Origin of the sequence: Agarivorans sp. Toyoura001 (assembly GCF_005405585.1) — a bacterium.
Classification (GTDB): domain Bacteria; phylum Pseudomonadota; class Gammaproteobacteria; order Enterobacterales; family Celerinatantimonadaceae; genus Agarivorans.
Map to the genome: position 1 here is coordinate 70,404 of NZ_BJEQ01000016.1, position 26,320 is coordinate 96,723.

The 26,320-nt window shown below is 41.5% G+C and carries 24 protein-coding genes; 12 read left to right on the forward strand and 12 right to left on the reverse strand.

All coding sequences use genetic code 11. The annotated features are described in order from the left end of the window. Window positions 1-53: 53 nt before the first annotated feature. The gene (locus FFR00_RS16715) at window positions 54-911 is read right to left on the reverse strand and encodes a tetratricopeptide repeat protein (protein ID WP_137674560.1); all 858 of its coding nucleotides are present in this window, start codon (window positions 909-911) and stop codon (window positions 54-56) included. A gap of 146 nt (window positions 912-1,057) precedes the next feature. On the opposite strand from FFR00_RS16715, the gene FFR00_RS16720 reads away from it, so the two are divergent. Continuing rightward, window positions 1,058-1,858 (forward strand): response regulator, encoded by an 801-nt coding sequence (locus tag FFR00_RS16720; protein ID WP_137674561.1) that lies wholly within the window; start codon window positions 1,058-1,060, stop codon window positions 1,856-1,858. A 2-nt stretch (window positions 1,859-1,860) separates the two neighbouring features. On the opposite strand, the gene FFR00_RS16725 is transcribed toward FFR00_RS16720, so the two are convergent. Beyond that, window positions 1,861-2,145 (reverse strand): HlyU family transcriptional regulator, encoded by a 285-nt coding sequence (locus FFR00_RS16725; protein ID WP_137674562.1) that lies wholly within the window; start codon window positions 2,143-2,145, stop codon window positions 1,861-1,863. A gap of 116 nt (window positions 2,146-2,261) precedes the next feature. On the opposite strand from FFR00_RS16725, the gene rmuC reads away from it, so the two are divergent. After that, on the forward strand, window positions 2,262-3,677 hold the full coding sequence (rmuC, locus tag FFR00_RS16730) for a DNA recombination protein RmuC (protein WP_137674563.1): 1,416 nt from the start codon (window positions 2,262-2,264) through the stop codon (window positions 3,675-3,677). On the opposite strand, the gene malZ is transcribed toward rmuC, so the two are convergent. Further along, entirely contained in the window at window positions 3,674-5,506 is a 1,833-nt protein-coding gene (gene malZ, locus FFR00_RS16735) for a maltodextrin glucosidase (protein WP_137674564.1), read from the reverse strand. The two genes, rmuC and malZ, sit on opposite strands and share 4 nt — an antisense overlap. Window positions 5,507-5,692: 186 nt before the next feature. Between malZ and FFR00_RS16740 the strand changes: the two genes are divergently transcribed. After that, entirely contained in the window at window positions 5,693-7,555 is a 1,863-nt protein-coding gene (locus tag FFR00_RS16740; RefSeq protein ID WP_137674565.1) for a sensor domain-containing diguanylate cyclase, read from the forward strand. Here the strand turns inward: FFR00_RS16740 and FFR00_RS16745 are convergent. Next, window positions 7,542-8,240, reverse strand: a complete 699-nt coding sequence (locus FFR00_RS16745) for a pseudouridine synthase (RefSeq protein ID WP_137674566.1) — start codon at window positions 8,238-8,240, stop codon at window positions 7,542-7,544. The genes FFR00_RS16740 and FFR00_RS16745 overlap by 14 nt on opposite strands. Window positions 8,241-8,326: 86 nt before the next feature. On the opposite strand from FFR00_RS16745, the gene FFR00_RS16750 reads away from it, so the two are divergent. Next, window positions 8,327-8,941, forward strand: coding sequence for a single-stranded DNA-binding protein (locus tag FFR00_RS16750; protein WP_137674567.1), 615 nt, complete (start codon window positions 8,327-8,329; stop codon window positions 8,939-8,941). On the opposite strand, the gene FFR00_RS16755 is transcribed toward FFR00_RS16750, so the two are convergent. Then, complete coding sequence (locus FFR00_RS16755) at window positions 8,938-9,441, reverse strand: DUF3087 family protein (RefSeq protein WP_137674568.1); 504 nt, start codon at window positions 9,439-9,441, stop codon at window positions 8,938-8,940. The two genes, FFR00_RS16750 and FFR00_RS16755, sit on opposite strands and share 4 nt — an antisense overlap. A gap of 213 nt (window positions 9,442-9,654) precedes the next feature. On the opposite strand from FFR00_RS16755, the gene FFR00_RS16760 reads away from it, so the two are divergent. Next, complete coding sequence (locus FFR00_RS16760) at window positions 9,655-10,818, forward strand: efflux RND transporter periplasmic adaptor subunit (RefSeq protein ID WP_137674569.1); 1,164 nt, start codon at window positions 9,655-9,657, stop codon at window positions 10,816-10,818. Between the two features lie 10 nt (window positions 10,819-10,828). Further along, complete coding sequence (locus FFR00_RS16765) at window positions 10,829-13,954, forward strand: efflux RND transporter permease subunit (RefSeq protein ID WP_137674570.1); 3,126 nt, start codon at window positions 10,829-10,831, stop codon at window positions 13,952-13,954. Between the two features lie 64 nt (window positions 13,955-14,018). Here the strand turns inward: FFR00_RS16765 and FFR00_RS16770 are convergent, their stop codons facing one another. After that, on the reverse strand, window positions 14,019-15,248 hold the full coding sequence (locus FFR00_RS16770; RefSeq protein ID WP_137674571.1) for an HD-GYP domain-containing protein: 1,230 nt from the start codon (window positions 15,246-15,248) through the stop codon (window positions 14,019-14,021). Between the two features lie 156 nt (window positions 15,249-15,404). On the opposite strand from FFR00_RS16770, the gene FFR00_RS16775 reads away from it, so the two are divergent. Next, window positions 15,405-16,034 carry a flavin prenyltransferase UbiX gene (locus FFR00_RS16775; RefSeq protein WP_137674572.1) on the forward strand — a complete coding sequence of 210 codons (630 nt, stop codon included), beginning with the start codon at window positions 15,405-15,407 and terminating at the stop codon, window positions 16,032-16,034. Window positions 16,035-16,048: 14 nt separating this feature from the next. Here the strand turns inward: FFR00_RS16775 and fur are convergent, their stop codons facing one another. After that, window positions 16,049-16,480 carry a ferric iron uptake transcriptional regulator gene (gene fur, locus FFR00_RS16780; protein ID WP_137674573.1) on the reverse strand — a complete coding sequence of 144 codons (432 nt, stop codon included), beginning with the start codon at window positions 16,478-16,480 and terminating at the stop codon, window positions 16,049-16,051. 148 nt (window positions 16,481-16,628) lie between these two features. Between fur and FFR00_RS16785 the strand changes: the two genes are divergently transcribed. After that, complete coding sequence (locus FFR00_RS16785) at window positions 16,629-17,117, forward strand: DUF4442 domain-containing protein (RefSeq protein WP_137674574.1); 489 nt, start codon at window positions 16,629-16,631, stop codon at window positions 17,115-17,117. Between the two features lie 3 nt (window positions 17,118-17,120). Here the strand turns inward: FFR00_RS16785 and FFR00_RS16790 are convergent, their stop codons facing one another. The 5 genes from FFR00_RS16790 to FFR00_RS16810 all read right to left on the reverse strand — a co-directional run bounded on the left by FFR00_RS16790 (window position 17,121) and on the right by FFR00_RS16810 (window position 19,701). Then, the gene (locus FFR00_RS16790) at window positions 17,121-17,711 is read right to left on the reverse strand and encodes a lytic transglycosylase domain-containing protein (RefSeq protein WP_137674575.1); all 591 of its coding nucleotides are present in this window, start codon (window positions 17,709-17,711) and stop codon (window positions 17,121-17,123) included. An 89-nt stretch (window positions 17,712-17,800) separates the two neighbouring features. Continuing rightward, the gene (gene fldA / locus FFR00_RS16795) at window positions 17,801-18,328 is read right to left on the reverse strand and encodes a flavodoxin FldA (RefSeq protein WP_137674576.1); all 528 of its coding nucleotides are present in this window, start codon (window positions 18,326-18,328) and stop codon (window positions 17,801-17,803) included. 21 nt (window positions 18,329-18,349) lie between these two features. Next, window positions 18,350-18,637 (reverse strand): LexA regulated protein, encoded by a 288-nt coding sequence (gene ybfE, locus FFR00_RS16800; RefSeq protein WP_137674577.1) that lies wholly within the window; start codon window positions 18,635-18,637, stop codon window positions 18,350-18,352. Window positions 18,638-18,655: 18 nt separating this feature from the next. After that, a complete protein-coding gene (locus FFR00_RS16805; protein ID WP_137674578.1) occupies window positions 18,656-18,877 on the reverse strand; it encodes a DUF2788 domain-containing protein in 222 nt (73 codons plus the stop codon). A 56-nt stretch (window positions 18,878-18,933) separates the two neighbouring features. After that, window positions 18,934-19,701, reverse strand: a complete 768-nt coding sequence (locus FFR00_RS16810) for an alpha/beta fold hydrolase (RefSeq protein ID WP_137674579.1) — start codon at window positions 19,699-19,701, stop codon at window positions 18,934-18,936. Between the two features lie 157 nt (window positions 19,702-19,858). On the opposite strand from FFR00_RS16810, the gene seqA reads away from it, so the two are divergent. The 4 genes from seqA to astE all read left to right on the forward strand — a co-directional run bounded on the left by seqA (window position 19,859) and on the right by astE (window position 26,298). After that, the gene (gene seqA / locus FFR00_RS16815; RefSeq protein ID WP_137674580.1) at window positions 19,859-20,473 is read left to right on the forward strand and encodes a replication initiation negative regulator SeqA; all 615 of its coding nucleotides are present in this window, start codon (window positions 19,859-19,861) and stop codon (window positions 20,471-20,473) included. Between the two features lie 40 nt (window positions 20,474-20,513). Further along, complete coding sequence (gene pgm / locus FFR00_RS16820) at window positions 20,514-22,163, forward strand: phosphoglucomutase (alpha-D-glucose-1,6-bisphosphate-dependent) (RefSeq protein ID WP_137674581.1); 1,650 nt, start codon at window positions 20,514-20,516, stop codon at window positions 22,161-22,163. A gap of 497 nt (window positions 22,164-22,660) precedes the next feature. Continuing rightward, a complete protein-coding gene (locus tag FFR00_RS16825) occupies window positions 22,661-25,135 on the forward strand; it encodes a glycogen/starch/alpha-glucan phosphorylase (RefSeq protein ID WP_137674582.1) in 2,475 nt (824 codons plus the stop codon). Window positions 25,136-25,245: 110 nt separating this feature from the next. Then, window positions 25,246-26,298 carry a succinylglutamate desuccinylase gene (gene astE / locus FFR00_RS16830; RefSeq protein WP_137674583.1) on the forward strand — a complete coding sequence of 351 codons (1,053 nt, stop codon included), beginning with the start codon at window positions 25,246-25,248 and terminating at the stop codon, window positions 26,296-26,298. The last annotated feature ends 22 nt before the right edge of the window (window positions 26,299-26,320 follow it).

Here is a 26,320-nt window from a genome sequence, read left to right on the forward strand (position 1 = left end):
AAGCCAATATCAGTGATATTGGCTTTTTTAGTTTGGCGCGCTTTGATGTTCGCTTAATACAGTAAGCTAAAGTACTTACGTCTAAATTGCGAAGACAGTGGGTCACCGTTTAAGGTCGCCAGTATATCTAAGAAGTTTTTCTTAACTTGGCCGTCTGCTGCCTCTAGGTTGCTTTGTAAAATCGCATACAGCAACTCCAATGCTTCTTGATTACGGCCTGCTTGAGAGTATTGGATGGCTAAACTTACTCGCAGCTCTGGGCTATCTTCACTGCCATTAAGCTTTTCTTCCAAAGCCTTAATCTCCGGGCTTTCGGCTGCAGCTTGTAATAACTCCAATTGGCTTTTCAGCTCATGGTAATCAGCTTGTTGTTCTTCAAGTGGCAAGGCATTTAGCAAGGTTTCTGCTTCGGCGGCTTGTTGGTTATTTAACAAGGCCTGAATCAGCACCAAAATAATATCGTTGCGTTGCGGTGCTAGTAGGTGTGCTTCTTTAATGACACTTAAGGCTTCACTTTGTTGGTCAGCTTCCAGCAAGGCTTTTGCTTTAGCAAAAAGTTGCTCTTCTGGTGGCGGTAAATGGCGCACAATAGTTTGCATCGCGTCTTCAGGAGACGGGATGTCGGCAAATCCGTCAACTGGGCGACCTTCTTTAAGAATGACGACGGCTGGCGCTTGAGTCACGCCAAGTTGCTGCGCTAAAGGCGCAAGCTCATCCATATTCACCCTAGCAAGAACAAAACTACCACCGGTTTGTTGGTGGATTTGCTGCAATAAGCCAAATAGCGGTTCACATTGCGGACTAGAAGGAGACCAAAAGTGGACGACCACAGGTTGGTTTAGTGAACCTTCAATAAGTACCTGTTGGGCATTCTCAAAACTAATATCGATAACAGACGGTGTAGGCTGCATAGTGTTTTCCGTTAATTGTTTAGCCTTAATTTGGTGACTAAATGCATGTTTTTCAAGTAAGAGTTCTAGATTAGCAAATTAGCGATAAAAAAGCGGGCTTTAAAGGAGTAAACTACACCATCATTTGAAAGTTCAAACAGGGTGTTATGGAATCATTGTCGTTAGCAGATCTTACGATCTTATTGGTAGAGCCTTCAAACATGCAGCGTAATATCATTCGCACTCGCTTACACGAAGCAGGCATTGATAACTTCTTAATGGCAGAGAACTGCCAACAAGCGCTGGAACTCGCGATTAAAACGGCACCAGATTTGGTGGTAAGTTCGATGTACTTTAGCGATGGTACCGCTACGGATTTAGTGCAGCAACTTCGTGCCAACGACTTAAGCCGAGATATTGCATTTATGCTTATTTCTAGTGAGGCTTGTCACCATACTCTAGATGCGATAAAGCAAGCTGGTGTTATTGCCATGCTGCCAAAGCCTTTTGAGTTTACTCATTTGTTAGCGGCCTTACAGGCTACGATTAGCTACATTGAGCCAGACAGCCAAGTGATTAATAATCTCGACATTTCCGATAAAACCATTTTGGTCGTTGACGACAGCCAAACTGCGCGTCGACACATCTCTAAGGTGCTTGAGAATATTGGATTGGTTAATTTATTAGTGGCTGAACATGGCCAAGAAGCGCTAGCTATTTTGGAGCAGAATGAAGTTGATTTGGTGATTACTGACTACAACATGCCAGTTATGGATGGTGCAGCGTTAATCGAAGCCTTAAGGCAACACCCTAAATTTTGTGATATTCCAGCCTTGATGGTGACATCGGAAAATAACTGCGCCAAGTTAGATGGGGTTCGCCAAAGCGGTGTTTCTGCTTTAGTGGATAAACCCTTTGATATTGACGCAGTGAAACAGGTGCTTACTCGACTGTTTGAAAACGTGTAAGTTTAGTCGAAGATTTGATCGCCCATTTGATCAATAAAGGTTTTGCACTTATGCATTGCTAGCTCGGCCGCATCGTCTGAGCTAGCACAAGTGTCTGAACGAATAAAAGTATGTTCTTTTAACTCACCATTTAATGTTTTACTAATTACCGCTGCTACTCGGTACTGGCCATTTGACGACTGAGGGCTAGGGGTAATAGTAAACTCATTGTATAACTCTTCTGGATAGCTTTTTGCCTGAACAGGCGCGGCTTGAAACATTTTCTTTAAAGCTGAAAAGATACTCATCTTAATGATTTTCCTAAATTTAAGCTAAAACATGCGAAACAGCCACGAGCTTAACGGGCCGTTTACGGTATGATGCATGATAACGAGCAAAACACCCTAACCGCAATGGAATTACTGTGAACTTAGAGCTTATTTCTTCTCAATTTAACCAAGTTAGCGCTTTAATTACCTTATCTCTCGCTATTCTTATTTTATTACTGTTGCTGTTAAATAGCATAAAGGGCAGTCAAGCAAACAAGCAGAAGGCCGCGCTTGATATGCAGATTGACCAGATACAGCAAGAGCAAGCAGAGCTAAAACTAAACCTCGACAATACTAAAAAAAGTTTGCAAGAGCAGCTGATCTGCAATGCTGGTTTACGGAATGAGGTTGAATACTTACGTGAAATAAAAGAGCAATTTGAAACTAGCCAGCAATTGTTACAACGTGAGCAACAACGGTGCGCGTTGCTTCAACAAAAAGACCTTACCTTGCAAGAGCGCATTACTTACCTAGAAAAAAGTGAAGAACGGGTAAAGGCCCAGTTTGAATTATTGGCAAACCGAATTTTTTCTGAAAAAGGTTTGGAACTACAGCAACAAAGTAAACAAAGCATCGAAACTGTGTTGCAGCCTTTAAAGCAGCAGTTAGATGGATTTAAACAGCAAGTTCAACAGAGTTATGAGAACGAAGCTAAACAGAGACACTCTCTAAAAGACCAAATAGTGACCTTGCAACAGCTTAACCAACAGATGAGTGATGACGCGTTGCGTTTAACTAAAGCGCTAAAAGGTGACAACAAGCAACAGGGGGATTGGGGCGAGCTAATCCTCGAGCAAATCCTTCAATCTTCTGGATTGAGAGAAGGACATGAGTATCAAACTCAAGTAGTGGGTGTGAATCAGCATGGACAAACAATTAAGCCAGATGTAGTGGTTAAACTGCCAGGTGATAAGGCAGTAATTGTTGATTCCAAAGTGAACTTGGTGGCTTACGAGCGTTACTTCAACAGTGAAGATACAGAAGTTAAGAAAACAGCCCTAAAAGAGCACGCAAAAAGTTTACGTAATCAAATCATTGGCTTAGGCAAGAAAGATTACCATACTCTTTATCAGCTACAGTCTTTAGATTATGTATTGTTATTTGTGCCGATTGAAGGTGCATACTTGAGTGCGCTGGAGCAAGATCCATCTTTAGTTCAGTTTGGTGTAGAAGCGAATATTTTGCTGGTTAGCCCAAGTAGTTTAATGGTGGCATTGCGAACGATTCAAAATTTGTGGAGAAGCGAACATCAGCAGCAAAACGCTCAAGTTATCGCGCAACGCGCTGGTAAGTTGTTTGATAAGTTTGTGGCATTTACTGAAGATTTGCAGAATCACGGTCAACAGTTGCAGCGGTCAACTGATAGCTACAATAGCGCGATGAACAAACTGAGTACTGGCAAAGGGAATTTAGTTAGACAAGCCCAGCAGTTAAAAGATCTGCAGGTTAATACCAGCAAATCTTTAGACAATAAGTTGCTGGCTGATAGCCAGCAACATGAGCCAGTTTAGATACTGCTTAATATCAACGACGATTGCGCTTCCAACGACAATGAAAGTTGTTGTTGGTTGGGCTGCAGTTCTTCAATACTTCCCATCAATCTATAACGCGCCAATTGCTGCATATTGCTTAGGTTTAAGGTGATATTGGCAGCATCTCCGCGATTGATTACCACAATAGAATGGTGTTTTGGTAACCAACGTATAAATGCCCACACATCATCACTTTCAAGCAAACTAATGATATCGCCTTCTTGAAACTCTTTTCGGTGTTTGCGCAACGCGATTAACTGCTGGTAATGAGCTAACAATGGTTGCTGCCACTGCGATTCATCCCATGGGAAACAACGACGACAATCTGGATCGTTAGCGCCGGTTACACCCACCTCATCACCATAATAAATTGACGGTACGCCTACGTAGGTGAGTAATAGCGTGGCGGCCACTTTATTGAGATCTATGCCATCATTAACTAAGTGACTAAAGCGGGGAGTATCGTGACTGTCTAAGAGGTTATATTGGGCTAGTTGATTAGCAAAAGGAATTGAACCGCGAGACTCGGCTAACCACTCTGCTAATCCTTTTGCATCAAGTTTAATTGGCGAATAACGCGGAACATCCATTTTGGCTAAAAAGGCAACAATTGGTTGGTTAAAACCGTAATAGTTCATTGCCGCATCTTCTTGGTCACCCTGTAACCATTGAGTTGCTTCGGCAAAGTGCTCGCCAATCATGTATGCGTCAGGGTTAGTTTCTTTAATCGACTTTCTAAATTCTGCTACGTAATGGGCATTATTTTGTGCACTGTTATGTTCACCCAGCATATGAATCACATCAAAGCGCCATGCATCGATAGAGAAGGGGGGCTTTAACCAATGTTTAAGTACCGATTGCTCACTTGAGTAAATCGCTTTTTGTACTTCTAGGTTGGCAAAGTTAAGTTTAGGCAGGGTCTCTACACCTTTCCAAGACCAATAGTTACCGCTGTCGTCAAAGTGGTACCAATCTTTAAACAAAGAGTCACTGTTGTGATAAGCACCGCCCATTCCTTGCTGGTAGTAGTCCATCCAATGGTGTTGATTAGAAGTGTGGTTTACTACCGCATCTAACATTAACTTCATACCACGTTGCTTCATGTTCGCAGATAAGCTAATTAGCGCATCGTCCCCGCCAAAATGAGGTTCTACTTTAAAGTAGTTACTACAGTCGTACTTGTGATTACTTGGCGAGCAAAAAATGGGGTTGAGGTAGATGGCGGTAACCCCTAGCTCGTCTAAATAATCGAGCTTTTGTTCGATACCTATTAAATCACCACCATAAAACTCTGTTGCTCCGGTTCCTGAATGAGATTTGGCTACCGGTTCCCCCCATTTCTTTTGAACCACCGCACGGCCATCGCGATGGTAGCTATAACTGTCATCTGTTGGCGTTAGATTTGGGTCTCCATTAGCGAAACGCTCTGGAAATATTTGATAAAATACTTGCTGTTTTACCCACGCTGGCGGTTTTGCATTGTGGTTAATCTTAAAATGGAAATGTTTTTGAGGAAGCCTAGATGATTCGCCAGCGGCATGCAAAAACACTTGCTGGTCTTGGCATAAGAACTTGAAGCAATACAAGGTTAACGGGCTATGAGGGCTAACGGGGATTTTGGTTTGCCACTTTAACCAGTTTCCTTCTTGTTTAGGCTTTTTTAGCTCAATTAACCATTCTTCATGATCAGGCTCTACACGCACAAAAATTTGAGAGTAAGGGTGATTAATAGCGGTGTATAGAGTAATTAAATAGCTGTCTTGCTGTTGAACAACCTGACTTTGTGGATGGAAACGAAAATCAGTCATGAATTTACCTTTATGTTTTTCACCAGTATCGTTGGCTCAGTTGTGGCATTCAAGTATGAAAACTGAAAAAGCCATTATTTGTTTTAATGTGCAATTATGTGCATTGGTGGAAGTTAAAAAAACAGCAAAAACTGTTTAAATGTTTAATAATAGGTTGTAACTAAAACATTTTCTTAAAGTGTGCAATTGAAGCAATCAACTCTTCTAAATAGCTGGTCATGGAAAAAACGCGCCTCATTATGGGCACTATTGGTGACTTTGTTGTTCTCTGCTGTCGTTTCTCATCGCTATCACACCGTTAAGCATCAAATCGACGAAGAGGTAGAGCTGTCTTTTCGTGGCTTTAGTACAGCAAACAAACATTTGGTGAGTTTGTTATCTCAACGTTTATCTTTACTCACTCGTACCTTAGGTTTGCTTAACTACGTTAACGATGAAAATGAGCTCACTTTGGTGTCTTTAGCAACTGAATGGCAGCGTATTGCTAAAGACGTTAATCTAGAAGGTAATTTCTATTATATTCATCGAGACGGTCGCGTTGATTTAGTTTTAGACCAAAATAAGCAAGGCCACGAACTAAAATGGAATAGCGAAGTTAACCCTCTCATTACTCATTACTTTAAAGAGTTGGTATGGCGCGGCGAGGGTGTGATTTCTTCAAAAGCATTGCTAGATAGGTCTTCTAATACTTACTTCTACCTTCTTTATATACCGGTGTTTGATAAATGGTCAAAATTGGTGGGTTGGATGGTAAACGAATACGACCAGCAAGCAATCAATCAAACGGTTCATTTTGTAGGGCGACCACAGCTTGTAGAGAGAGCGATAATCTTAACCGAAGAAGGTGTCATCATTGAGGGAGACTATAGTAAACCTACTTACAATAAGTTAATCGAATTGGTTGGCCGTATCGATTATGAGTTGACACAAAGTTATTTCTTAAGAGGCGATTTTGTTAACAAAAAAGACCCTTACTCCGTGAGTGGTGGGCTAATGTTCACCAAAGAAACGGGAATAGAAGAAGACGATCCCAACTTAACGTTCCTCTACATTTCCTACCGCGATTTGATAACAGATAGTAAGTATTGGTTAGTGTTTTTCGCTGTTGTATACATTGCCGCGCTGTTTAGTTGTTTTATTGGCTCTTACCTCACCGAGGTCATTCGCCGTGAAAAAGCAGTGGTTCGAAAACTTAATGCTCTGAGGCAGGCTGCTTTTGAAGGGGAGTTTTCTCAGCTTATTACTGATGTTGACGGTGTTATTGTAAAGGTGAATCGCTACCTAGCTGGAAAAATAGGCCTTTCTGCTGAATACATGGTGGGTAAAAAGATGACTGATTTTGGTCATTCCTCTCCTAGCTTTGAATCCATTTTACAATCGGCCAAAAAACAAGGTAGTTGGTTAGGTGAGATATCTATTCATGATTCAAACGGTGTAACTTCTATTCAGCAAATGACGGTTACTGCGGTATATGCCGATCAAGAAATAAAAAATTATGTTTGCTCTAGTATCGACATTAGTGCGCAAAAGTCTTTAGAACGAAAATTGCAGCGCCTAGCGAATACTGACCCGTTAACGGGTGTGTCGAACCGTAGACACTTTGAACACTCAGTATATTTAGAACAAAGTCGCAGCGATCGCAATGGTTCGCGCTTTACCATCTTGATGTTGGATGTTGATCACTTTAAACAATTAAACGATAAACATGGTCATGACGTGGGTGATTTGTGTTTGATTAGATTGGTAGAGAAAGTAAATGAACTGAAACGCGAGACAGACTTGCTGGCTCGCTGGGGGGGAGAAGAGTTCATTATGTTATTGCCTGAAACTGACGTTTCTCAAGCATTGAATTTGGCAGAACGTTTACGATTGTCTTTTGAAAATGATCGCAATGACCCGAGTTTTACCTGTAGTTTTGGCTTAAGTGAAAATCAAAAAGACAGTAGTTTTGCAAAACTGTATAAGCAAGCAGACAGTGCCCTTTATCAAGCTAAATCACAGGGTCGAAATCAAGTTGTGTTGTATGTAGAGGAAGCTAAAAACAGCTAATTTCTTCGGCCCTTAAAGCGCGATATTCACCTGGCTTTAGCGAAGCGTCTAGGCCTATGTCGCCTATCTTTTCTCTGTGTAAACCCACAACTTTGTTACCCACTGCGGCCAGCATGCGTTTTACTTGGTGATAGCGCCCTTCACTAATCTGCAAAACTATTTGGGTGGCGTTTATGTACTCAACCAGAGCCGGTTTAGTTGGTTTGTCTTCGCCGCGTAGCATTAAACCATCGCGTAATTGCTGTAGTTCTTGTTCGCCGATTGCATCCGCTAAATCCACTCTGTATTGCTTAAATTTATTTGCGCGAGGGCTAGTCACTCTGTGTGACCATTGGCCGTCGTTGGTTAGCAGTAATAATCCGGTCGTATCAACATCGAGCCTTCCGGCAGAATGTAGTGGATTGCTTAACTCTGTAATTAACGATAATGCGCTAGGGTGGTTAGCTTCTGCTTCTGTACTTAAATACCCACTGGGTTTATTTAGCATAAAGTAACAGTGCTCTTGTAGACTAAGTAGTTGGTCGTCTAGAAATACGCTGTCATCTTGCTTTATGGCTAACTGTGCATTTTTAGCAAGTTGTTGATTTACTTTAAGTCTATTGCTTTTTATTAGCTTTTTGGCATCGCTACGAGAAATCAGTTTTGCTTTCGAAAGGTATTTGTCTAATCGACAAGGGTATTTCATAATGGCCTAGTACAGAAGGTAAAAACAGATAGTAACGTTATCTGAATGCTTCAACAAACCCTATATAGCAGTGTGGAGTAAGATTTTTGCAGGTAATTTGTCGTTCAAATATTGAAATACTTGGCAACCTTGTGACTAAAGATGTCACGCTTCGCTATTTTAGTGATGGAACTGCGATCACTCAGTTTGAAGTATTAGTAAAAAAGAAAACCAAATCATCAGCGAAAGAACAGGTTGAAGTGTTTCAAATTACTGTTCGGGGGGAGCAAGCTGAGCGACTTAAACGCTACGCAAAAGCTGGGGATGGCGTGGTAATTAATGGTCGGCTAAGAAATCAGAGAGATTCCGCTGGGGAGATTGTTAGCGCTATAGACGCTGAACAACTTAGTTTTGTAGGTCGACCAACTCAGCTTTATTGGAATAAAGTCACATTAATTGGTGAAATCGCTCATGCTTCTACTTTACGTAAAAGTGTCAACGACCAAAGCTATATTAAACTGCAACTTGCTACAGACCTTAGTGACACCCAGCATCGAGTAAACTGTAACTTATGGGCTTACCCAGCAGAGCTAATAGCTAAAAAAGCAAAGTTAGGCGATAAGCTGGTGGTTGAAGGGAGCCTAAAAAAGGCTTTTGCCGATGACCAGAAAGTCTCACCTATATTGGTAGATGGGCACACCTGCTTACACTTTCTCGACTAATATTTTGCTAGTTGAGTCTGATGGTATTGGCTTGTGTCAATAACAAGCCCTTGAGCTTGAGCTAGTTCATCTAGCTTTTGTTCACTTAGCGCCAGTTCACTCAGCATTAAGGTGTTGTCATCTAATTCCCATATCTGCCTGCTGCCTAAATAGCTAAATTTAATAATACTGAACGCTATCGCATCACCGTGTTTTGTGGCTGTTGATAGCGCAGCCATTTTACGGTTAATTTTGTTTAATTCTTGTTTCAGCTCCCAGACATAAATGACTTCAGCAAACCATGGCTTTGTTTTACAAAAAAGTACTACAGGCACAATCGACAATACTGCCGCTACAACGCCCATTAAATTGAGGTAAAAGTTATCTGAACCTATAGAGAATAGGGCTATGAAAAATGTTGACCATGCTAAGGTGAATAGGATCAACAAGGCTGAAATACCAATATAGCTGTAACGAGAGCGTGTTTGATAAATGTCTTTATTTACGGGTTTGAGTTGCATATTGCTGCCTAGCTAAAACAAGTGGAGTAATAGTAACAAAGTGTATTAATGTGGGTAAATGAAAACAGCATGATTGTATGTAAAGTAAGCTGTTGTTTACTATTTAAAAAAATGTACAGTTAAAACTAGACTATTGGTTTTCATGTAACTGTTTACGGTCTATCATTACAATTGATTTAACTAGGTACACATTAATAAACACAAGGATCGTTTATGAACCGCACACCTGTTGTAGCTCGTGTGGCTAAAGCGTTAGGATTGACGCTAGCCTCACTTTCATTATTAAGTGCGTGTGACACTGCACCACCACCTCCTCCAGAAGTTAAAGCAAATGTTAAAGTGCTTGAAGTTACCATGCAGCAAGTAACACCAAGTAATGATTTTGTTGGCCGAACTGAAGCGACTCAGGATATTACTTTAAAGTCTAAAGTTCGCGGCAATCTTGCAACAACTAATTTTCAAGAAGGTAGCATTGTAGAAAAAGGCGATTTGCTGTTTGAAATTGACCCAGAACAGTACGATGCAGCTCTAAAGTCTTCTGAGGCAATGGTAGCCCAAGCGAAAGCCGCTTACGATACTGCTGTATTGAACTTTAAACGTGGAGAAGGGCTGATAAAAGACAACTTTATTAGTCAGTCTGATTACGACAATCTGCTATCTCGTAAGTTACAAACTAATGCTGCATTGCAAAGTGCCAGCGCAGAGTTGGATAACGCGAAACTAGAATTAGGCTACACCAAAATTTACGCACCTTTTACAGGTCGTATTAGCCGAGCAGCCGTTTTCACCGGTGATCTCATCATACCTGATCAAACTGAACTTGCAGACCTAGTGCAAATGGAACCAGTTTGGGTGAACTTCCAGTTACCAGAAAAAGTGTTAATTGAAGCTCAACGCGCGCATAAATCAGTTACCACGCCATTTAAGCTAAGTGATTTCCCTGTAAAAATTCAATTTCCAGACGGTTCTATGTTTGAAGAAACCGGCAACATGGATTTTGTAGATAACCGAGTAGACGCTACTACTGGTACCTTGGCAATACGCGCAGAGTTCCCAAATAAAGAACACATTATTGTTCCAGGTTTGTATGTGACGGTAATTATTGAGTCTCCAGAAATGGAAGAAGTGTTGTTAATCCCACAACGTGCTGTTCAAGAAGATCAGCAGGGACGTTACGTTCTTACCGTTGATAAGAAGGATGTTGTGACTCGAAAAAATGTTGAGCTTGGTCAGCGTTACGGTATTGACTGGGAAGTTGAGAAAGGTTTAGAAAAAGGCGATTTAGTTATCTCTGAAGGTTTACAGAAAGCCCGAGTAGGCGCTGAAGTTGACCACGAAATGGATACTATTCAGCCATTCTCTGACACTAAATCTTAAGGAGTCGGTGATGATTAGTAAGTTTTTTATTCATCGACCCAAGTTTGCCTTTGTTATCGCGATTGTTTTAACACTGGCGGGCTTCTTGTCGATTCCGGTTTTACCGGTAGCTGAATTTCCGAATATTTCTCCACCTATGGTTTCTGTTACCACAAGCTACCCAGGTGCGAGTGCCGAAGTTGTTGCCGATACCGTTGCTAAGGTGATTGAAGCCGAAGTAAATGGTGTTGAAAACATGATTTACATGGAGTCAAAAGGCGCTAACGACGGTAGTTATTCTCTAAACGTGACCTTTGAGGTAGGCAGTAACGTAGACATGGCACAGGTAAATGTGCAAAACCGCGTTCAGCAAGCTATGCCGCGTTTACCATCTGAAGTACAACGAAATGGGGTTAAAGTTGAGAAACAAGACCCTAGTATTTTGATGATGCTTAACCTTGTTTCTCCTAATGAATCTTTAGATAACTTGTTCCTTAATAACTACATGGGGATCAATATTAAAGATAACCTTGCACGGGTTAATGGTGTATCTAAAGTAAGCATTATTGGTGGCATGGACTATTCAATGCGAGTGTGGCTGAACCCAGACCGCATGGCGAGCTTAGGTGTTACTGTTGATGATGCAATAGCGTCAATTCAAGAACAGAATATCCAAGTTGCAGCAGGTCGTATTGGTGCTGCTCCGGTGCCTAGAGATCAGCAGTTTCAGTATACTTTGTCTACCAAAGGCCGTTTAAGTCATCCAGAAGAGTTTGAAGAAATTATTGTTCGCTCAAACCCTGATGGCAGTGCAGTTTATCTTAAAGATATTTCACGCATTGAGTTAGGCGCAGCAAGTTACGATGCTGAAGCTATGTTAGACAACAAAGCTTCTGCCTTATTGTTTATCTATCAAGCCAGTGGTGCAAATGCACTTGAAGTCGCTAAAGGTGTGCGAGAAGAACTCACCCGTTTGAGCGTTCAGTTCCCAGAAGATATGGACTACAAAGTGTTGTACGACACGACCGAGTTCGTTGAAACCTCTATTGATGAAATGCTTGAAACGCTGCTGATTGCTATTGCTTTAGTTATTTTTGTTGTTTATATCTTTCTGCAAGATGTTAGACAAACACTAATCCCAGCGATTGCTATTCCAGTATCACTAGTAGGCACATTTGCTTTCTTGTTGGCTACTGGTATGAGCATTAACACAGTATCGTTGTTCGCACTGATTCTTGCCATTGGTATCGTGGTAGACGATGCGATTGTGGTGGTAGAAAACACCACACGTTTAATGCAAGACGAAGGATTAAACGCAGTAGACGCGACCACTAAATCGATGCAAGAAGTAACCGGACCGGTTGTAGCGACAACCTTGGTACTCTTAGCTGTGTTTGCTCCTACAGCGGTTATGCCTGGTATTACTGGTCAAATGTATGCTCAGTTCTCAATTACCATTTGTATTTCAGTACTTATTTCTTCAATTAATGCATTAACACTAAGCCCAGCTTTATGTGCATCGTTGTTGAAAACGCCAAAAGTACACGAAAAAGGCTTCCATGCTTTCTTTAACAAGCACTTTGATAAGGTTACTGGCAAATACACTGGCTTTGTTAGTGGAATGGTACGAAAACTGTCTATTGTAGGCATTGTTTATGTATTGCTGATTGGCGCTACTGGTTATTTGGCCACTTCGTTGCCATCAGGCTTTGTACCTACAGAGGATAAAAAGGCCTTCTTTATCGATGTGCAGCTGCCTAACGGTGCTTCTATCAACCGTACTAAAGACGTTGTATCTAAGATGGTTGATGAGCTAAATGACCTCGAAGGGGTAACCAATGTTATTTCTGCAAGCGGTTATTCCATCATCTCAGGGGCCGTTTCATCTAATGCTGGTTTAATGGTTGTTATCTTATCTCATTGGGATGAACGTAAAGACCCTGCATTAATTGAATCCAACATTGTCCAAAGAGCTAACGGTGTTTTAGCCGGATATAACGAAGCACAAGCTGTAGGCTTCTCGTTACCTGCTTTACCTGGTGTAGGTACAGTTGCAGGTGTTGAATTCTTTATTCAAGATACTTTAGGCCGAACTCCTGCAAGCCTCGCTAGTGTGATGCGAGCAACAGCGGTAGAGGCGGGCAGTGCACCAGAATTAGCTGCAGCATTTAGTACATACCGAGCTGATGTACCGCAACTATTTGTAGATGTGGACCGACAGAAAGCGAAAGTACAAGGGGTACAATTAAGTAGTATCTTCATGACCTTGCAAACCATGCTGGGTTCTATGTATGTGAATGACTTTAACCGCTTTGGTAAAGTGTTTCGCGTGAACATGCAGGCGGAAACAGAGTATCGAAATTCAGAGCAAGATATCGCTCGCTTCTATATTCGAAATAAGTTTGATGAAATGGTACCGCTAAATACCTTGGTTAAGGTTGAGCCTAAACTAGGCCCTGAGTACATTAACCAATTCAACCTGTATGGCGCAGTGAAAATGAACGCTTTCCCTGCACCCGGTTTTAGTTCTGGCCAAGCAATTGATGCCGTTAAGCGAATAGCCGAAACGACGTTCCCCGCAGGCTACACTTACGAGTGGTCTGGTCAGACTTACCAAGAACTAAAAGCAGGAAACCTAGCGCCATTTATCTTTAGCTTAGCGCTTATCTTTACCTACTTGTTCTTGGTCGCTCAGTATGAAAGCTGGACAGTTCCTATTTCGGTGATGTTAGCGGTTCCAATCGCGATTTTGGGTGCCTTTATTTATATTTGGATCATGGGTTCAGACATAAACTTGTACACTCAAATCGGACTGGTGTTGTTGATAGGACTGGCCTGTAAAAACGCTATTCTCATTGTAGAGTTCGCGAAACAGTTACGCGAAGGCGGAATGAGTATACGTGATTCTGCAGTAAAGGCTGCTCGACTGCGCTTTCGTGCGGTATTGATGACTGCCTTTTCGTTTATCTTAGGTGTAATACCTTTGGTGATAGCCACCGGTGCTGGTGCGGCGAGTCGAATATCGCTGGGTTATGCCGTTATGGGTGGGATGATCGCAGCTACCATTGTTGGTACTTGTTTAGTGCCTGTTTTCTATGTGATGCTGCAAGGTTTACGAGAAAAAGTTAAAGGTATCGAAGATGCTGAAGACAGCTAATTAGCTGTAAGAAAGTAAAATAAAAAAGCCTGATGAAATCAGGCTTTTTTTGTTCTAAGAGTTTTTATTGTCCGGGGTCAAAAAAGTAACAGCAACGTAATTTCGGGTCAAAGTTCTTTATGAGAACAGCAGGAACATCGTCCCATTTAACCGTTTTGTTTATCTTAATGTCTTCTTTAGTTAGGTCTGCTACGTTGGCGTTACTAAAGTTTTTTCCTTTTTCTAACAGTAATACTCTTGGTTTAAGTTTTTCTTTAGGATTACTCGACATCACCATTGCATACCCATCGTTAGATAGACTTACAATTGAGCCCGGCGGGTATATGCCTAAGGTATTCATCAGTTGTTCTAAGTACAGTTTGTTGTACTTGGTTCCTGCACTCTTGTATAGAAAAGCGAATGCTTCTTGTGGGGTCATTCTTTTTTGATTTGCTAAAGGAGCACAAAGGTGTTCAAAGCTATCTACTATGCTCAGCAATTGTGTTGCTTTGTCTAGTTCGCTGGCTTTACGTTGGTTGGGGTAACCACTGCCGTCTAGAAGCTCATGGTGATTAATCACAATGGGTAAAACTTCTGGTGGAAAAGACCCAGCTTTTTTAATTAACTCTGCACCAAATTTGGGGTGAGTTTGGTAAAAGTTTTGCTCAGCTTGGCCCCACTCGCTGGGTTTTCGACGTATTTGCTGAGGTACTTTTAGTTCACCAATGTCATGAATCATCCCAGCTATACATAAGTGCTGGCATTCTTTTTCAGAAAATCCCAAGTTTTTTGCCACTAAGATGGAAAGAACAGCTACGTTTACACTATGAAAAAATATATCTTCGTCGCTACTGGGCTCTAAACTCACATAAACACTGTGGGCATCTGCAGACTTAAACATAAGCTGAAGGGTTATATTAACTTGTTCAAATATGCTGTAGTAAGCTTCTTCGGGTTTGCTGGTGAACTTAGTCAGTGCTGAGCGAAACTTTTCTGCGTTTTGTAAATAGGCTTTGTTGGCGCGTTTTTGCCCGTTACGTAACTCATCTAGCCAAGCCTGATCAGGGTCGATTTCTGGCTCTTCTTGGTCAGCCCCTGCTAAGTCGTCTTCATTGTTAGTATCAGGTACCGCTACTTTAGATTTACTAGGAATAACGGCAATATTGTCTAAACCTAAGGAGCGAACAACTGTAAGTTGCTCTTGGTTTTTAATGATGAAGTTATTGCGCATAAAAGGGTGAGCAGTCCAACCTATAGGAAGGCTAATATAATGCCCAACTTGCAATGAATCGGTGGGTATTTCTATCTTAGACATAGTCCCAACTTATTAAGTCCTTTAGATAATTGTAGTAAATAGTCACAAATTTATAAATGGCTGATTGTTCATAACAAGTCGCCTCGCACACTTATTGGCGTTACAATCTGTGGCTCAGCGTTTATCTGTCTTCTTTTCATTGAAAGTGCTAATTAAATGAATAATAAACAAATCACCTTAGCGATAACTGGAGCGTCCGGAGCTCCTTATGCTTTATGTTTACTTGAACAGTTAGTAAAAAAGCAATTTACCATTCATTTGCTCATATCTAGCGCAGCGAAAGTGGTGCTAGCTACTGAGGCTAACCAGCAGTGGCCAAGCCAAAATGAAAAAGCTCAACTGTTTTTAGAAAGCAAGTTTGGTGCTCAGCCAGGCCAGATATTAGTGCCAGGCAAAAATGATTGGTTTTCTCCGGTAGCTTCCGGTTCTGCTGCTCCAAAAACCATGGTGATATGTCCTTGTAGCATGGGCACGCTGGCCTCGGTTGCTATGGGATTGTCTGATAACTTACTTGAGCGCGCAGCGGATGTAGTTATAAAAGAAAAGGGCAAATTGATTCTGGTTCCCCGAGAAATGCCGTTTTCAGCCATTCATTTAGAAAATATGCTTAAGCTCGCTAAGTTAGGCGTAGATATTCTACCGGCTTGTCCTGGCTTTTATCATAAACCTGAGTCGATACAAGATTTGGTAGAGCACGTTACGGCTAGAATCTTAGATCATATTGGAATTGAGAATGATTTAGTTGAGCGGTGGGGTTACTCGGGGGAGAATAAAACAGGTGCTTAGCACCTGTTTCCATTTTAATCTTCGCGGTTTTCGCAATCTACTTTAGTACAGTTTCCGTAAAGATATAAACTATGGTTAGTTAGTTGAATATTATTTGTTTTAGCAATATCTTTTTGTCTTTGTTCAATGGTGTCGTCATTGAATTCGATAACTTTTCCGCAATCTAAGCATACCAAGTGGTCATGGTGTTGCTGGCTATTTAGTTCAAATACTGATTTACCACCTTCAAAGTGATGGCGGGTAACAATGCCGGCGTCATCAAACTGATTAAGTACTCGGTAAACGGTAGCTAAACCAATCTCTTCACCTTGGTCTATCAGTAATTTGTACAAGTCTTCGGCGCTAATATGTTGATTAGACGGAATTTGTAGTAGCTCCAAAATTTTCATTCGGGGCAGGGTGACTTTAAGGCCTGCTTTTTTTAGAGCTTGATTATTATCAGACATAGGTGAAATATTTTCCGTTGCTGTTATTCATTCCATAACTGCGGTAAGTATACGGACTTACGAGACAAACAGAAAGCTCGATAAGAAAACTTGTAGCGCAGTTAATTATTTATTAACCTATTGTTAACATGTCTGACCAGTTGAGCTTATGGAACATCTACTTAAAAACGCCAACCTAGCAAAAAGTTTACTCAATCTGTGGCCTCCTTTCTGGGGAGCAGGGATTAAGATCTCTAAACTATCTAAAGATTTTCGCACTTGCGAGGTGAGGCTCGCGTTTAGATGGTGGAACAAAAACGCTAATCGGTCTCAGTTTGGTGGCTCTATGTTTTCGATGACCGATCCTATTTACCCGTTAATGTTGATGGCGATATTGGGTAACAAATACCATATTTGGGATAGTGAAGCCTCGATCAAGTTTGTTTCTCCAGGTCGTGGAGTGGTTTATGGACACTTCAAACTAGAAGAAGCATTTATAGAAGATGTTTTGCGTAAGGCTGAGAGTGGAGAGAAGTATCAACCAGAGGTAAGCACCGAGGTTGTTGATTCGAACGGTAAAGTTATCGCAGTGATTACCCGTAAGCTCTATATCCGATTAAAGCGACAGCATAGACCAAACCTTGAACAAGTTGCTTAATAATTACTGAACAAGGCTTAGGTTTTTTTTGTAGCGCTCAATGACTTTAGTCACGTAGTTCTGAGTCTCTTTATAGGGAGGAATCGCAAAGCCGTAGCGTTTTACGGTGTTTTCTCCCGAGTTATAAGCCGCTAAAGCTAGCTGAAGTGATTCAAATTCATTCAGTAGCCAGCGCAGGTAGCGTGTTCCTGCTTCTATATTTTGTTCAGGCATAAATGGGTCTGTCACTGAAAAGCGTTCGGCTGTAGCAGGCATTAATTGCATCAATCCCATCGCACCAGCGCGAGAAACTACGTCGGCTCTGTAATTGGATTCAGTTGCTATCACCGCATGAACGAGCGCTGGGTCAAGTTTATGGCGCCTTGCGCTTGCAACGATAAGTTGATGATAAGGGCGTTGATTAGGCGCTTTTTGTTGGGTACTTTTTGCTTTGGGCGGGTTGAGCGATTTAGGCGTACGCATCAGCAAGCGCCATTTAGAGCCCTTTTTTTCCTGAGCAAAGTGCATCACACCGTTTTGGTCTTCATAAAACCAAACGTCTGCATATACACTACTGGATATTCCCAGGAAAATTATAAATAGATACTTAAACACATTTTTCTCCCTCTGAGCCAAGTTAAGCATAAACTTGGCCAACTATACGAGGGTCAGATACAAAAACTGGGCTTTCGCCCAGTAGATTTTTAGTCGGCTAATTCAGCTAAGCACATTTCTTCATATACTTGCTTGCACCAACCTTTAACACGCTCTTGGGTTAACTCAGGCTGGCGATCTTCATCGATACCCAAACCAACAAAGTGAGCATCATCTGCTAGCGCTTTTGATTCTTCAAAGTCATAACCTTCGATGGGCCAATGACCAACAACCGTAGCACCTTTGGTAGTAACGATATCGTTGATAGTACCCATTGCATCAAGAAAATACTCGGCGTAATCTTCTTGATCACCACAACCAAATATTGCGACTAACTTTTCTGAAAAGTCTATTTGCTCAAGATCTGGGAAGAAGTCATCCCAATCACATTGTGCTTCGCCGTAATACCAAGTGGGAATACCTAAAAGAATCAATGAAAACTCATCAATGTCTTCTTTAGTAGATTTTGCAATGTCTTTTATTTCTACTAGTTTTTTGCCTAGCTCTTTTTGGATCATTTGTGCAACTGCTTCGGTGTTACCGGTGTCGCTACCAAAAAATATTCCTACGCTCGCCATAAATATTACCTGTATTACAAACTATTGATTTGTTGAAAATTGATTAACTTGGTTGTTCAGCATCTTTTCTATCAGTTCACTTCGGCTTATGCCCGATTCATTGGCTAACTGATTTAAGGTTTCGAAAAGCTGTTGTTCAACTTTCAACTCGATTCTTTTAAGCCCATTCGCACGATCTCTTTTAAGTTGATTTCGTTTATTGGCTTTTAGCTGATCTTTACGCTCTAAAGGGTTAGTTCTAGGTCGACCAACTCTTTTTTCACTTGCGAATAGATCAATAGTAGTTCGATCTGTATTTTGTTTTGCCATTAATATTGAAACAACCGTCTAACCTAAACCAGTGCCTTCCCAAGACATTTGAATTAGGCCTTTTGCAATAAAGCCTGCACACCCTAAAAACAACACTAACCAAACCACGGCGCGGCCAAATGGGGGAACGTTGCCTTTTTTAAGTACGTCTTGAATAGCCATGCCGATAAAGAAAAATAGAATTACAAAACCTATATTTAGAGCAAGGCTTTCGATTAAATCTATATGCTTCGCGAACATCACTATCCTTGAGAGAAAAATTCGACGCGCACTATACCATAAAGCGCGTTAGGGTGTTAAATATGCTTGGCTAAAAACTGTTCGGTTAAACGATTAAAAATAGCTGGCTTTTCAGCATGTAACCAATGCCCGGTGTCGCTGATTATTTTTAATTCAGCTTTAGGAAATTGCTGAGCTACTTCTTGCTGATACTGGTTCACAATATAGTCTGAGTTTTGCCCTTTGATAAACAAGCAAGGTTTGTTAAACGCGCCAAAGGTTTGCCACCCAGTGATGTTGGTATAGTTTTCCGCAAGTAAGGGAACATCAAACAGCCAATGCCAGTGTTGTTCACTTTTGGTTAAGGATTTAAGAAGAAATTGCCTCACTCCAGGTTCTTTTATATGTTGGGTAAGTAATCCATCGGCTTGTGAGCGAGAAGTGACTTGGCTTACATCAAAACCATTTAAGCCTGCGAAAACAGCCTGATGATTATGGTTATAGGCCACAGGAGCGATATCTGCTGCGACTAAAGCGCTAACCAAAGTTGGGTAAAGTTGCGCCGTTGTCATCGCCACTTTACCGCCCATAGAGTGACCAACAATGGCGCATTCTTCTATATTAAGGGTGTTACACAGGGTGTATATGGCTTTAGCTTGTGTTTGATAATCCATTTTCGGCGCACGAGGGGATAAGCCGTGATTAAGCGCATCTACGCTAATCACTCTATAACCAAGACCTTTCAAGTGTTTAGCCAACAAGCCCAAATTAGACAAACTACCAAACAATCCGTGAATCAATAAAATAGGGTAGCCAATACCTTGATCTTTGTAGTGCAGATCCAAAACAACACCTCTTATGTAATTGGATTGTTAGTCTGCCTTTGCAGCTTTATTACTACAAGTCTTTAAAAGCAAATTGTTTGCGCATTATTTGTGCTTTTAGCGCTGGCAATTCGGATTGTTGATGAGTTATTAACTTTGCTATGTATAATCATTAGCTATGTTAAGTACAGAGCATGACTTGAAAGTAGCGATGAAAACCATAGAAATTGAAGAAGACTTGTATTTATATATTGCTGGCCAAACTAAACATATTGGCGAGAGCGCATCAGATATTCTTAGGCGCTTACTTGAGGTAGACGCCTTTATTCAAGAAAGCGCAGAACCAGAGCCTGTTGAGTTGAACAGTCAAGCGCTTGACGATGTTCCTCCTGAGCAACCCACTCAAGAAAGCTCTGTATCTGAAAACTTTGAAGACGTGGTAACAACTCCGCAAGACCCTGATGTCCTCAGTTACTTCAATTTTGAGCTTATCGGTAATGCGGGCAGTTCCACTAAACGCTTCCTTGCTTTACTCGCCAGTCTTTATACGGTTAATAACGCAATGTTCGCTAAAGCTTGTGTGATCAAAGGCAGTAAGCGAGAGTACTTTTCTCAAGACAAAGATTCATTACTTGCGTCAGGAAAAACCAGTAAACCTCAAGCCATCCCAGATACGCCATATTGGGTGATTACAAACACTAATACCGCGCGTAAACGCCACATTCTGCATCATGTTGCTAGCGAAATGGGTCTACAAGAATCTCAAATTGAACGCTTATGTGAAGCGATCTAATCATTTTTTATTTTTAACTTAAGCATCGGAGAAGCTATAAATGGCTATTCACCCTCTAGCAGGAAAGCCAGCTCAGGCTGAGCATCTTGCAAATATTCCACGTCTTGTGGCCGACTATTACTTACTAGAACCCGACGTAGCGGTTCGAGAACAACAAGTTGCATTCGGTACGTCTGGCCACCGCGGCAGCTCTAGTAAAAAAGCCTTTAACGAAAATCATATTTTGGCAGTTAGTCAAGCATTGGCAGAATACCGTTTAGCGCAAGGTACTACCGGGCCTTTATATATAGGTAAAGACACCCACGCTTTATCGGAGCCTGCATTTTGCTCAGCGATTGAAGTGTTTGCAGCAAACGGTGTTGAAGTTCGTTATCAAGAGGGTTTAGGTTACACACCAACGCCAGTTATTTCTCATGCAATTTTGGCTTACAACCGTTTAGGTAAAGACCAGGCGGATGGCGTGGTGATTACACCTTCTCATAACCCACCTGAAGATGGCGGTTTTAAGTACAACCCGCCAAACGGTGGTCCAGCAGATGGTAATGTAACGAAGGTTGTTCAAGACCGTGCAAACGAAATATTAGCGAATGGCCTAAAAGACGTTAAACGTTTGTCTTATGATGAAGCCATTGCATTACCTTCTATTGTTGGTATTGATTACATCAAACCGTATGTTGATGATTTAGCCAACGTATTAGATATGGATGCGATTGCTAAATCTAAAGTAAAAATTGGTGTAGACCCCTTAGGCGGCAGTGGCATTGCTTACTGGTCAGTAATTGCAGAAACCTATGGTTTAGACATTGAAGTAGTGAATGAGCGCGTAGATCCAACGTTTTCTTTCATGACTCTAGATAAAGATGGAAAAATCCGTATGGATTGTTCATCTCCGTACGCTATGGCCAGCTTAATTGCCTTAAAAGACAAGTTCGATGTAGCGGTAGCCAACGACCCTGATTATGACCGCCATGGTATTGTGACCAAAAGTAGTGGATTACTAAATCCTAATCACTACTTAGCAGTAGCGATTAACTACCTTTACTCTCATCGGAGTGAGTGGGGCGCTAATGCTGCAATTGGTAAAACCTTGGTGTCTAGTTCGATGATTGATCGCGTTGCAGCCAGTTTAGGGCGTGAACTAAAAGAAGTACCGGTTGGTTTTAAGTGGTTCGTAGACGGCTTGTTTGACGGTAGCATTGCTTTTGGTGGCGAAGAAAGTGCCGGTGCTTCTTTCTTACGAAAAGATGGTGGTGTGTGGAGTACCGACAAAGACGGTATTATTTTGGCATTGCTCGCGGCAGAGATTATCGCTGTTACTGGGAAAGATCCTGGCGAACACTACCAAGGTTTTGTCGAACAGTTTGGTGAGCCTTGTTATAAACGGATTGACGCGCCAGCCAGCATAGAGCAAAAAGCTGTATTGAGCGCCTTAGATCCTGCGATGGTTGAAGCTGAAACCTTAGCAGGAGAGCAGATCACTGCAAAACTTACTGCTGCTCCTGGTAACGGTGCTGCCATTGGTGGTTTAAAGGTTGTTACTGAAAACGGTTGGTTTGCTGCCAGACCGTCAGGAACTGAGGCTATCTATAAGATTTATATGGAAAGCTTTAAAGGCGAAGAGCATTTAGCGCTTATCGAGCAAGAAGCACAAACAATTGTTTCTGCCGCATTGGCTAAAGCTGGACTATAATCTATAAGCGTCGACTGAAGGGTATTGAATAAATACCCTTTTTTTGTGCATAAATTCCGCCTGAAAACGTATGCCAACTGCTTTAAATTGCAAGTTCTGTAATAGTTTTGTTACAAAGGCAGATTACAATGTATCAGGTCTTATTTTTGGACGAATTGGCACAAAAGCCCCGTTTTAATTGATTCCGATCAAGATTACTGCCGATTCGCGTATGAAAGCATTTTCAAATGCTGGGCTTTTGTTGGGTTTTCTTTACACTTCATTTCGGTTCTTTGAGTGAAAAAGCATTTTTTCCAAAAAATGCATAAAAATTTAGTCTTGAGAGAGGCTTTTTTACCTAAATGTGATGTAGAACGTATATAATATCGTTTCGCATCGGTAACATGAGCTCGGATTTTTGAGCACATACAGTCTTTTGTAGCATTTGCTGTTCGGTTAACCATCGAATGCTACGTTTGAAGATGTCACCACAAAGGTTAGATACAAAGGAAATTCACATGGCCGCTAAAAAGGCAAAAGCAAAAAACGCACTAGCGTTATCGAAAGTTGAGTTTAAAGATTCAATTATTAAACACTTGCGCAGTACTCACGGTACTGATGAAGGACGTGCTAACAACCAAGCTTGGTGGAAAGCAACGTGTTCTGCAGTAAACGAATTAGTGTTTGATCGTTTAACTGAAACTTCTAAAGCGAATGCAGAGAACGATTCTCGTGCTGTACATTACTTTTCTTTAGAGTTCTTGATGGGTCGTTTAACTATAAACAACCTTCACAACGTTGGTGTGTTCGACGCTGCACGTGATGCACTTACCGATTTAGGTAAAGACATTAACGACATCTGTGACGAAGAACCTGATATGGCTCTTGGTAACGGTGGTCTAGGTCGTCTAGCTGCTTGTTTCATCGATTCTTTGGCTACGCTTAACTACCCAGCGGTAGGTTACGGTATCCACTACGAGCACGGTTTATTCCGTCAAGAAATTCAAGGCGGCCGTCAAATCGAACGTCCTGATAGCTGGCGCGAATACGGCAACCCTTGGGAAATCTGCCGTCCAGAATCAATTCAAGAAGTACCTTTATACGGTTACGTAGAAACGGTATTTGGCGAAGATGGCAAAATGCGTAAAGTTTGGCATGCTGGTCGTCAAATTAAAGGTGTGCCATGGGATATCCCTGTAGTTGGTTACGAAGCTAAAACTGTAAACGTACTACGTTTGTGGGAATCTAAAGCTGCTGACTTCTTCGACTGGGATGTATTTAACGCCGGTGGTTACATTGATTCTCAATCTGAGAAATCACAAGCTGAAGCAGTATCTAAAGTACTTTACCCGAACGACGAAAGCGAACAGGGTAAAGAACTTCGCCTTATCCAACAGTACTTCTTCTGTGCTTGTTCACTAAAAGACATCATTCGTCGTTACAAACGTAACCACAGTGATTTCTCTCAGTTCTCTAAGCAAGCTGTAATTCAGTTGAACGATACTCACCCAACTGTAGCTATTCCTGAGTTGATGCGTATTCTTATCGACGAAGAAGGTCTAGTTTGGGACGACGCTTGGAAAATCTGTACAGAAACTTTCGCTTACACTAACCACACTCTATTGCCAGAAGCACTAGAAAAATGGGCTGTGTACTTGTTCGAAAAAGTACTTCCACGTCACCTAGAAATCATTTACGAAATCAACCGTCGCTTCTTAGAAGACGAAGTTGAAGCTAAATGGCCTGGCAACGACGAAATGAAACGTCACCTTTCTATTATTGAAGAAGGTGAAACTCGCATGGTTCGCATGGCGTTCCTATGTGTTGTTACTTGTTTCAAAACTAACGGTGTTGCAGCAATGCACTCAGAGTTGGTTAAAGAAGATTTGTTCCCAGAGTTTTACGAACTATGGCCTGAGCGCTTCGTAAACGTAACAAACGGTGTAACTCCTCGTCGTTGGTTGCTTGCATGTAACGAACAGCTAGCTAATATGTACAACGATACCGTTGGTACTGATTGGCCGCGTAAACTAGATGAGCTAAAAGGCGCAGCTAAGTTCGCAGATGACCCTAAGTTCCAGAAAAACTTCATGGCGATTAAACGCGAGAAGAAAGTAGAACTAGCTGACAAGATTGAAGAGCTATGTGGCATTAAAGTAAGCCCTGATGCAATGTTCAATGTACTTATTAAGCGTCTACACGAATACAAGCGTCAGCACCTTGCACTGCTACATATCCTTGCACTTTACCGTCGTCTACTTGAAAACCCAGATTATGATATGGGCCCACAAGTATTTATCTTCGGTTCTAAAGCTGCACCTGGTTACAAGCTAGCTAAAGACATTATCTACGCGATCAACAAAGTTGCAGATAAAGTTAATAACGACCCACGCATTAAAGACAAGCTGAAAGTTGTTTTCATGCCTAACTACCGCGTAACGCTTGCTGAGAAACTATTCCCAGCAGGTGACGTATCACTGCAAATTTCTACCGCAGGTTACGAAGCATCTGGTACTGGTAACATGAAGTTTGCCTTAAACGGTGCCCTAACTCTTGGTACTCTTGATGGTGCGAACGTTGAAATTGCAGAAGAAGTAGGCGACGACAACATCTTCATCTTCGGTCTAAACTGTGACGAAGTTAAAGCGCTTAAAGCTGCTGGTTACAACCCATGGGATTACTACTACGGTAACCCAGAGTTGAAAGCTGTTCTAGATTGGTTAGAAACAGACTTCTTTACTCCTGGCGCTCCTGGTGAGCTAGCTTCAATCAAGCACAGCTTGCTAGAAGGCGGTGACCCGTACCTAGTATTGGCAGACTTCGAGTCTTTCACTACTGAGTACGCTGCAGTCGACGCAACTTACCGTGATCAGAAGAAATGGGCTAAGATGGCTATCATCAACTCAGCGTCAGTAGGTAAGTTTAACTCTGACCGCTCAATTGAAGATTACGTAAGCCGTATCTGGAAACTTGAAAAAGTTATGCCTAACTAAGCTTTGTTTAAGCGTTAGTTAGCAATAAAAAGGGAGACTATGTCTCCCTTTTTTTATGCCTTAAAAACTAGCATACTGTTGCTTACTTCGTTTACATCTAAGGATAAGATGTGCCTAAAGAAAGCTTACTCCAACTTGGTCTACTTCAATTCACTTTAAATGCGCCAGAAAGTTCTGAGACTTTTAGTTTCAATTTAGCCAGTCAAACCAAAGTTAGTTTACTAAGTACTGGTGTATTGTTGTTTGAACCAACAGCTAAGATAAGTACCAGAGCAGTGCTACTCTCTGCCGGTATTCACGGCAACGAAACCGCCCCCATCGAATGTATCGACGAGCTTGTAAGCAAAATCTTAAACATGGAGGTCGATTTACAACAACCGTTGTTAGTCATCTTGGGTAGTCCTCCCGCAATGGTTGAGGCAAAACGGGAGCTAATGCTAAACCTAAACCGTTTATTTATTGGCAAGCATGCTAATTACGATGATTGCTATGAAGTACGGCGAGCAAAACATTTAGAAGAAATAGTGAAACAGTTTTTCACTCGTTACAGCCTTTTAGCTGCCTACCATTTAGATCTACATACTGCCATCAGAAGTTCTCAACACGAGAAATTTGCCGTGCATCCCTTTAATCATGGGAGAGCATGGAAACAAAGTAGCTTAGCTTTACTGCAAGCCTGTGAAGTTGATTGTGTGTTGTTTTCAAATGAACCTGCGTCAACGTTTAGTTATCATTCAAGCTATATCCATAATGCTGCGGCGTTTACTGTTGAACTTGGAAAGGTGCATGCATTTGGCCAAAATGATCCCAATAAACTTAAGGCATTGAGTCAAACCTTAACTACTTTGTTGGGTGCTAGTGATTTATCTGAGCTACTGTTCAACCCTTCGCGTGCCACCTTATTTGAAGTGAGTGATGTGCTTAATAAAACCACCGATGATTTCTGTTTTAATTTCAACCAGAGTCAGGCTAACTTTACTGAATATCCCAATGGTTACCGTTTAGCTAAAGATGGTTCGCGCATTATTGAAGTTGAAAATGGTCCAAAAGCAATAGTGTTTCCTAACGATAAAGTAGCAATTGGCCAGCGAGCAGTGTTATTGGTTAAGCAAATGACACAAGCCGATATACAACAAGCAATAACAGATAAAAATCTCATATAATCCATCTACCATGCAGGTGAGG

Coding starts and splice junctions, on each gene's coding strand:
- FFR00_RS16715 (WP_137674560.1), bottom strand. CDS start 911: ATGCAGCCTACACCGTCTGTTATCGATATTAGTTTTGAGAATGCCCAA.
- FFR00_RS16720 (WP_137674561.1), top strand. CDS start 1,058: ATGGAATCATTGTCGTTAGCAGATCTTACGATCTTATTGGTAGAGCCT.
- FFR00_RS16725 (WP_137674562.1), bottom strand. CDS start 2,145: ATGAGTATCTTTTCAGCTTTAAAGAAAATGTTTCAAGCCGCGCCTGTT.
- malZ (WP_137674564.1), bottom strand. CDS start 5,506: ATGACTGATTTTCGTTTCCATCCACAAAGTCAGGTTGTTCAACAGCAA.
- FFR00_RS16745 (WP_137674566.1), bottom strand. CDS start 8,240: ATGAAATACCCTTGTCGATTAGACAAATACCTTTCGAAAGCAAAACTG.
- FFR00_RS16755 (WP_137674568.1), bottom strand. CDS start 9,441: ATGCAACTCAAACCCGTAAATAAAGACATTTATCAAACACGCTCTCGT.
- FFR00_RS16760 (WP_137674569.1), top strand. CDS start 9,655: ATGAACCGCACACCTGTTGTAGCTCGTGTGGCTAAAGCGTTAGGATTG.
- FFR00_RS16765 (WP_137674570.1), top strand. CDS start 10,829: ATGATTAGTAAGTTTTTTATTCATCGACCCAAGTTTGCCTTTGTTATC.
- FFR00_RS16770 (WP_137674571.1), bottom strand. CDS start 15,248: ATGTCTAAGATAGAAATACCCACCGATTCATTGCAAGTTGGGCATTAT.
- FFR00_RS16775 (WP_137674572.1), top strand. CDS start 15,405: ATGAATAATAAACAAATCACCTTAGCGATAACTGGAGCGTCCGGAGCT.
- fur (WP_137674573.1), bottom strand. CDS start 16,480: ATGTCTGATAATAATCAAGCTCTAAAAAAAGCAGGCCTTAAAGTCACC.
- FFR00_RS16785 (WP_137674574.1), top strand. CDS start 16,629: ATGGAACATCTACTTAAAAACGCCAACCTAGCAAAAAGTTTACTCAAT.
- fldA (WP_137674576.1), bottom strand. CDS start 18,328: ATGGCGAGCGTAGGAATATTTTTTGGTAGCGACACCGGTAACACCGAA.
- ybfE (WP_137674577.1), bottom strand. CDS start 18,637: ATGGCAAAACAAAATACAGATCGAACTACTATTGATCTATTCGCAAGT.
- FFR00_RS16805 (WP_137674578.1), bottom strand. CDS start 18,877: ATGTTCGCGAAGCATATAGATTTAATCGAAAGCCTTGCTCTAAATATA.
- seqA (WP_137674580.1), top strand. CDS start 19,859: ATGTTAAGTACAGAGCATGACTTGAAAGTAGCGATGAAAACCATAGAA.
- pgm (WP_137674581.1), top strand. CDS start 20,514: ATGGCTATTCACCCTCTAGCAGGAAAGCCAGCTCAGGCTGAGCATCTT.
- FFR00_RS16825 (WP_137674582.1), top strand. CDS start 22,661: ATGGCCGCTAAAAAGGCAAAAGCAAAAAACGCACTAGCGTTATCGAAA.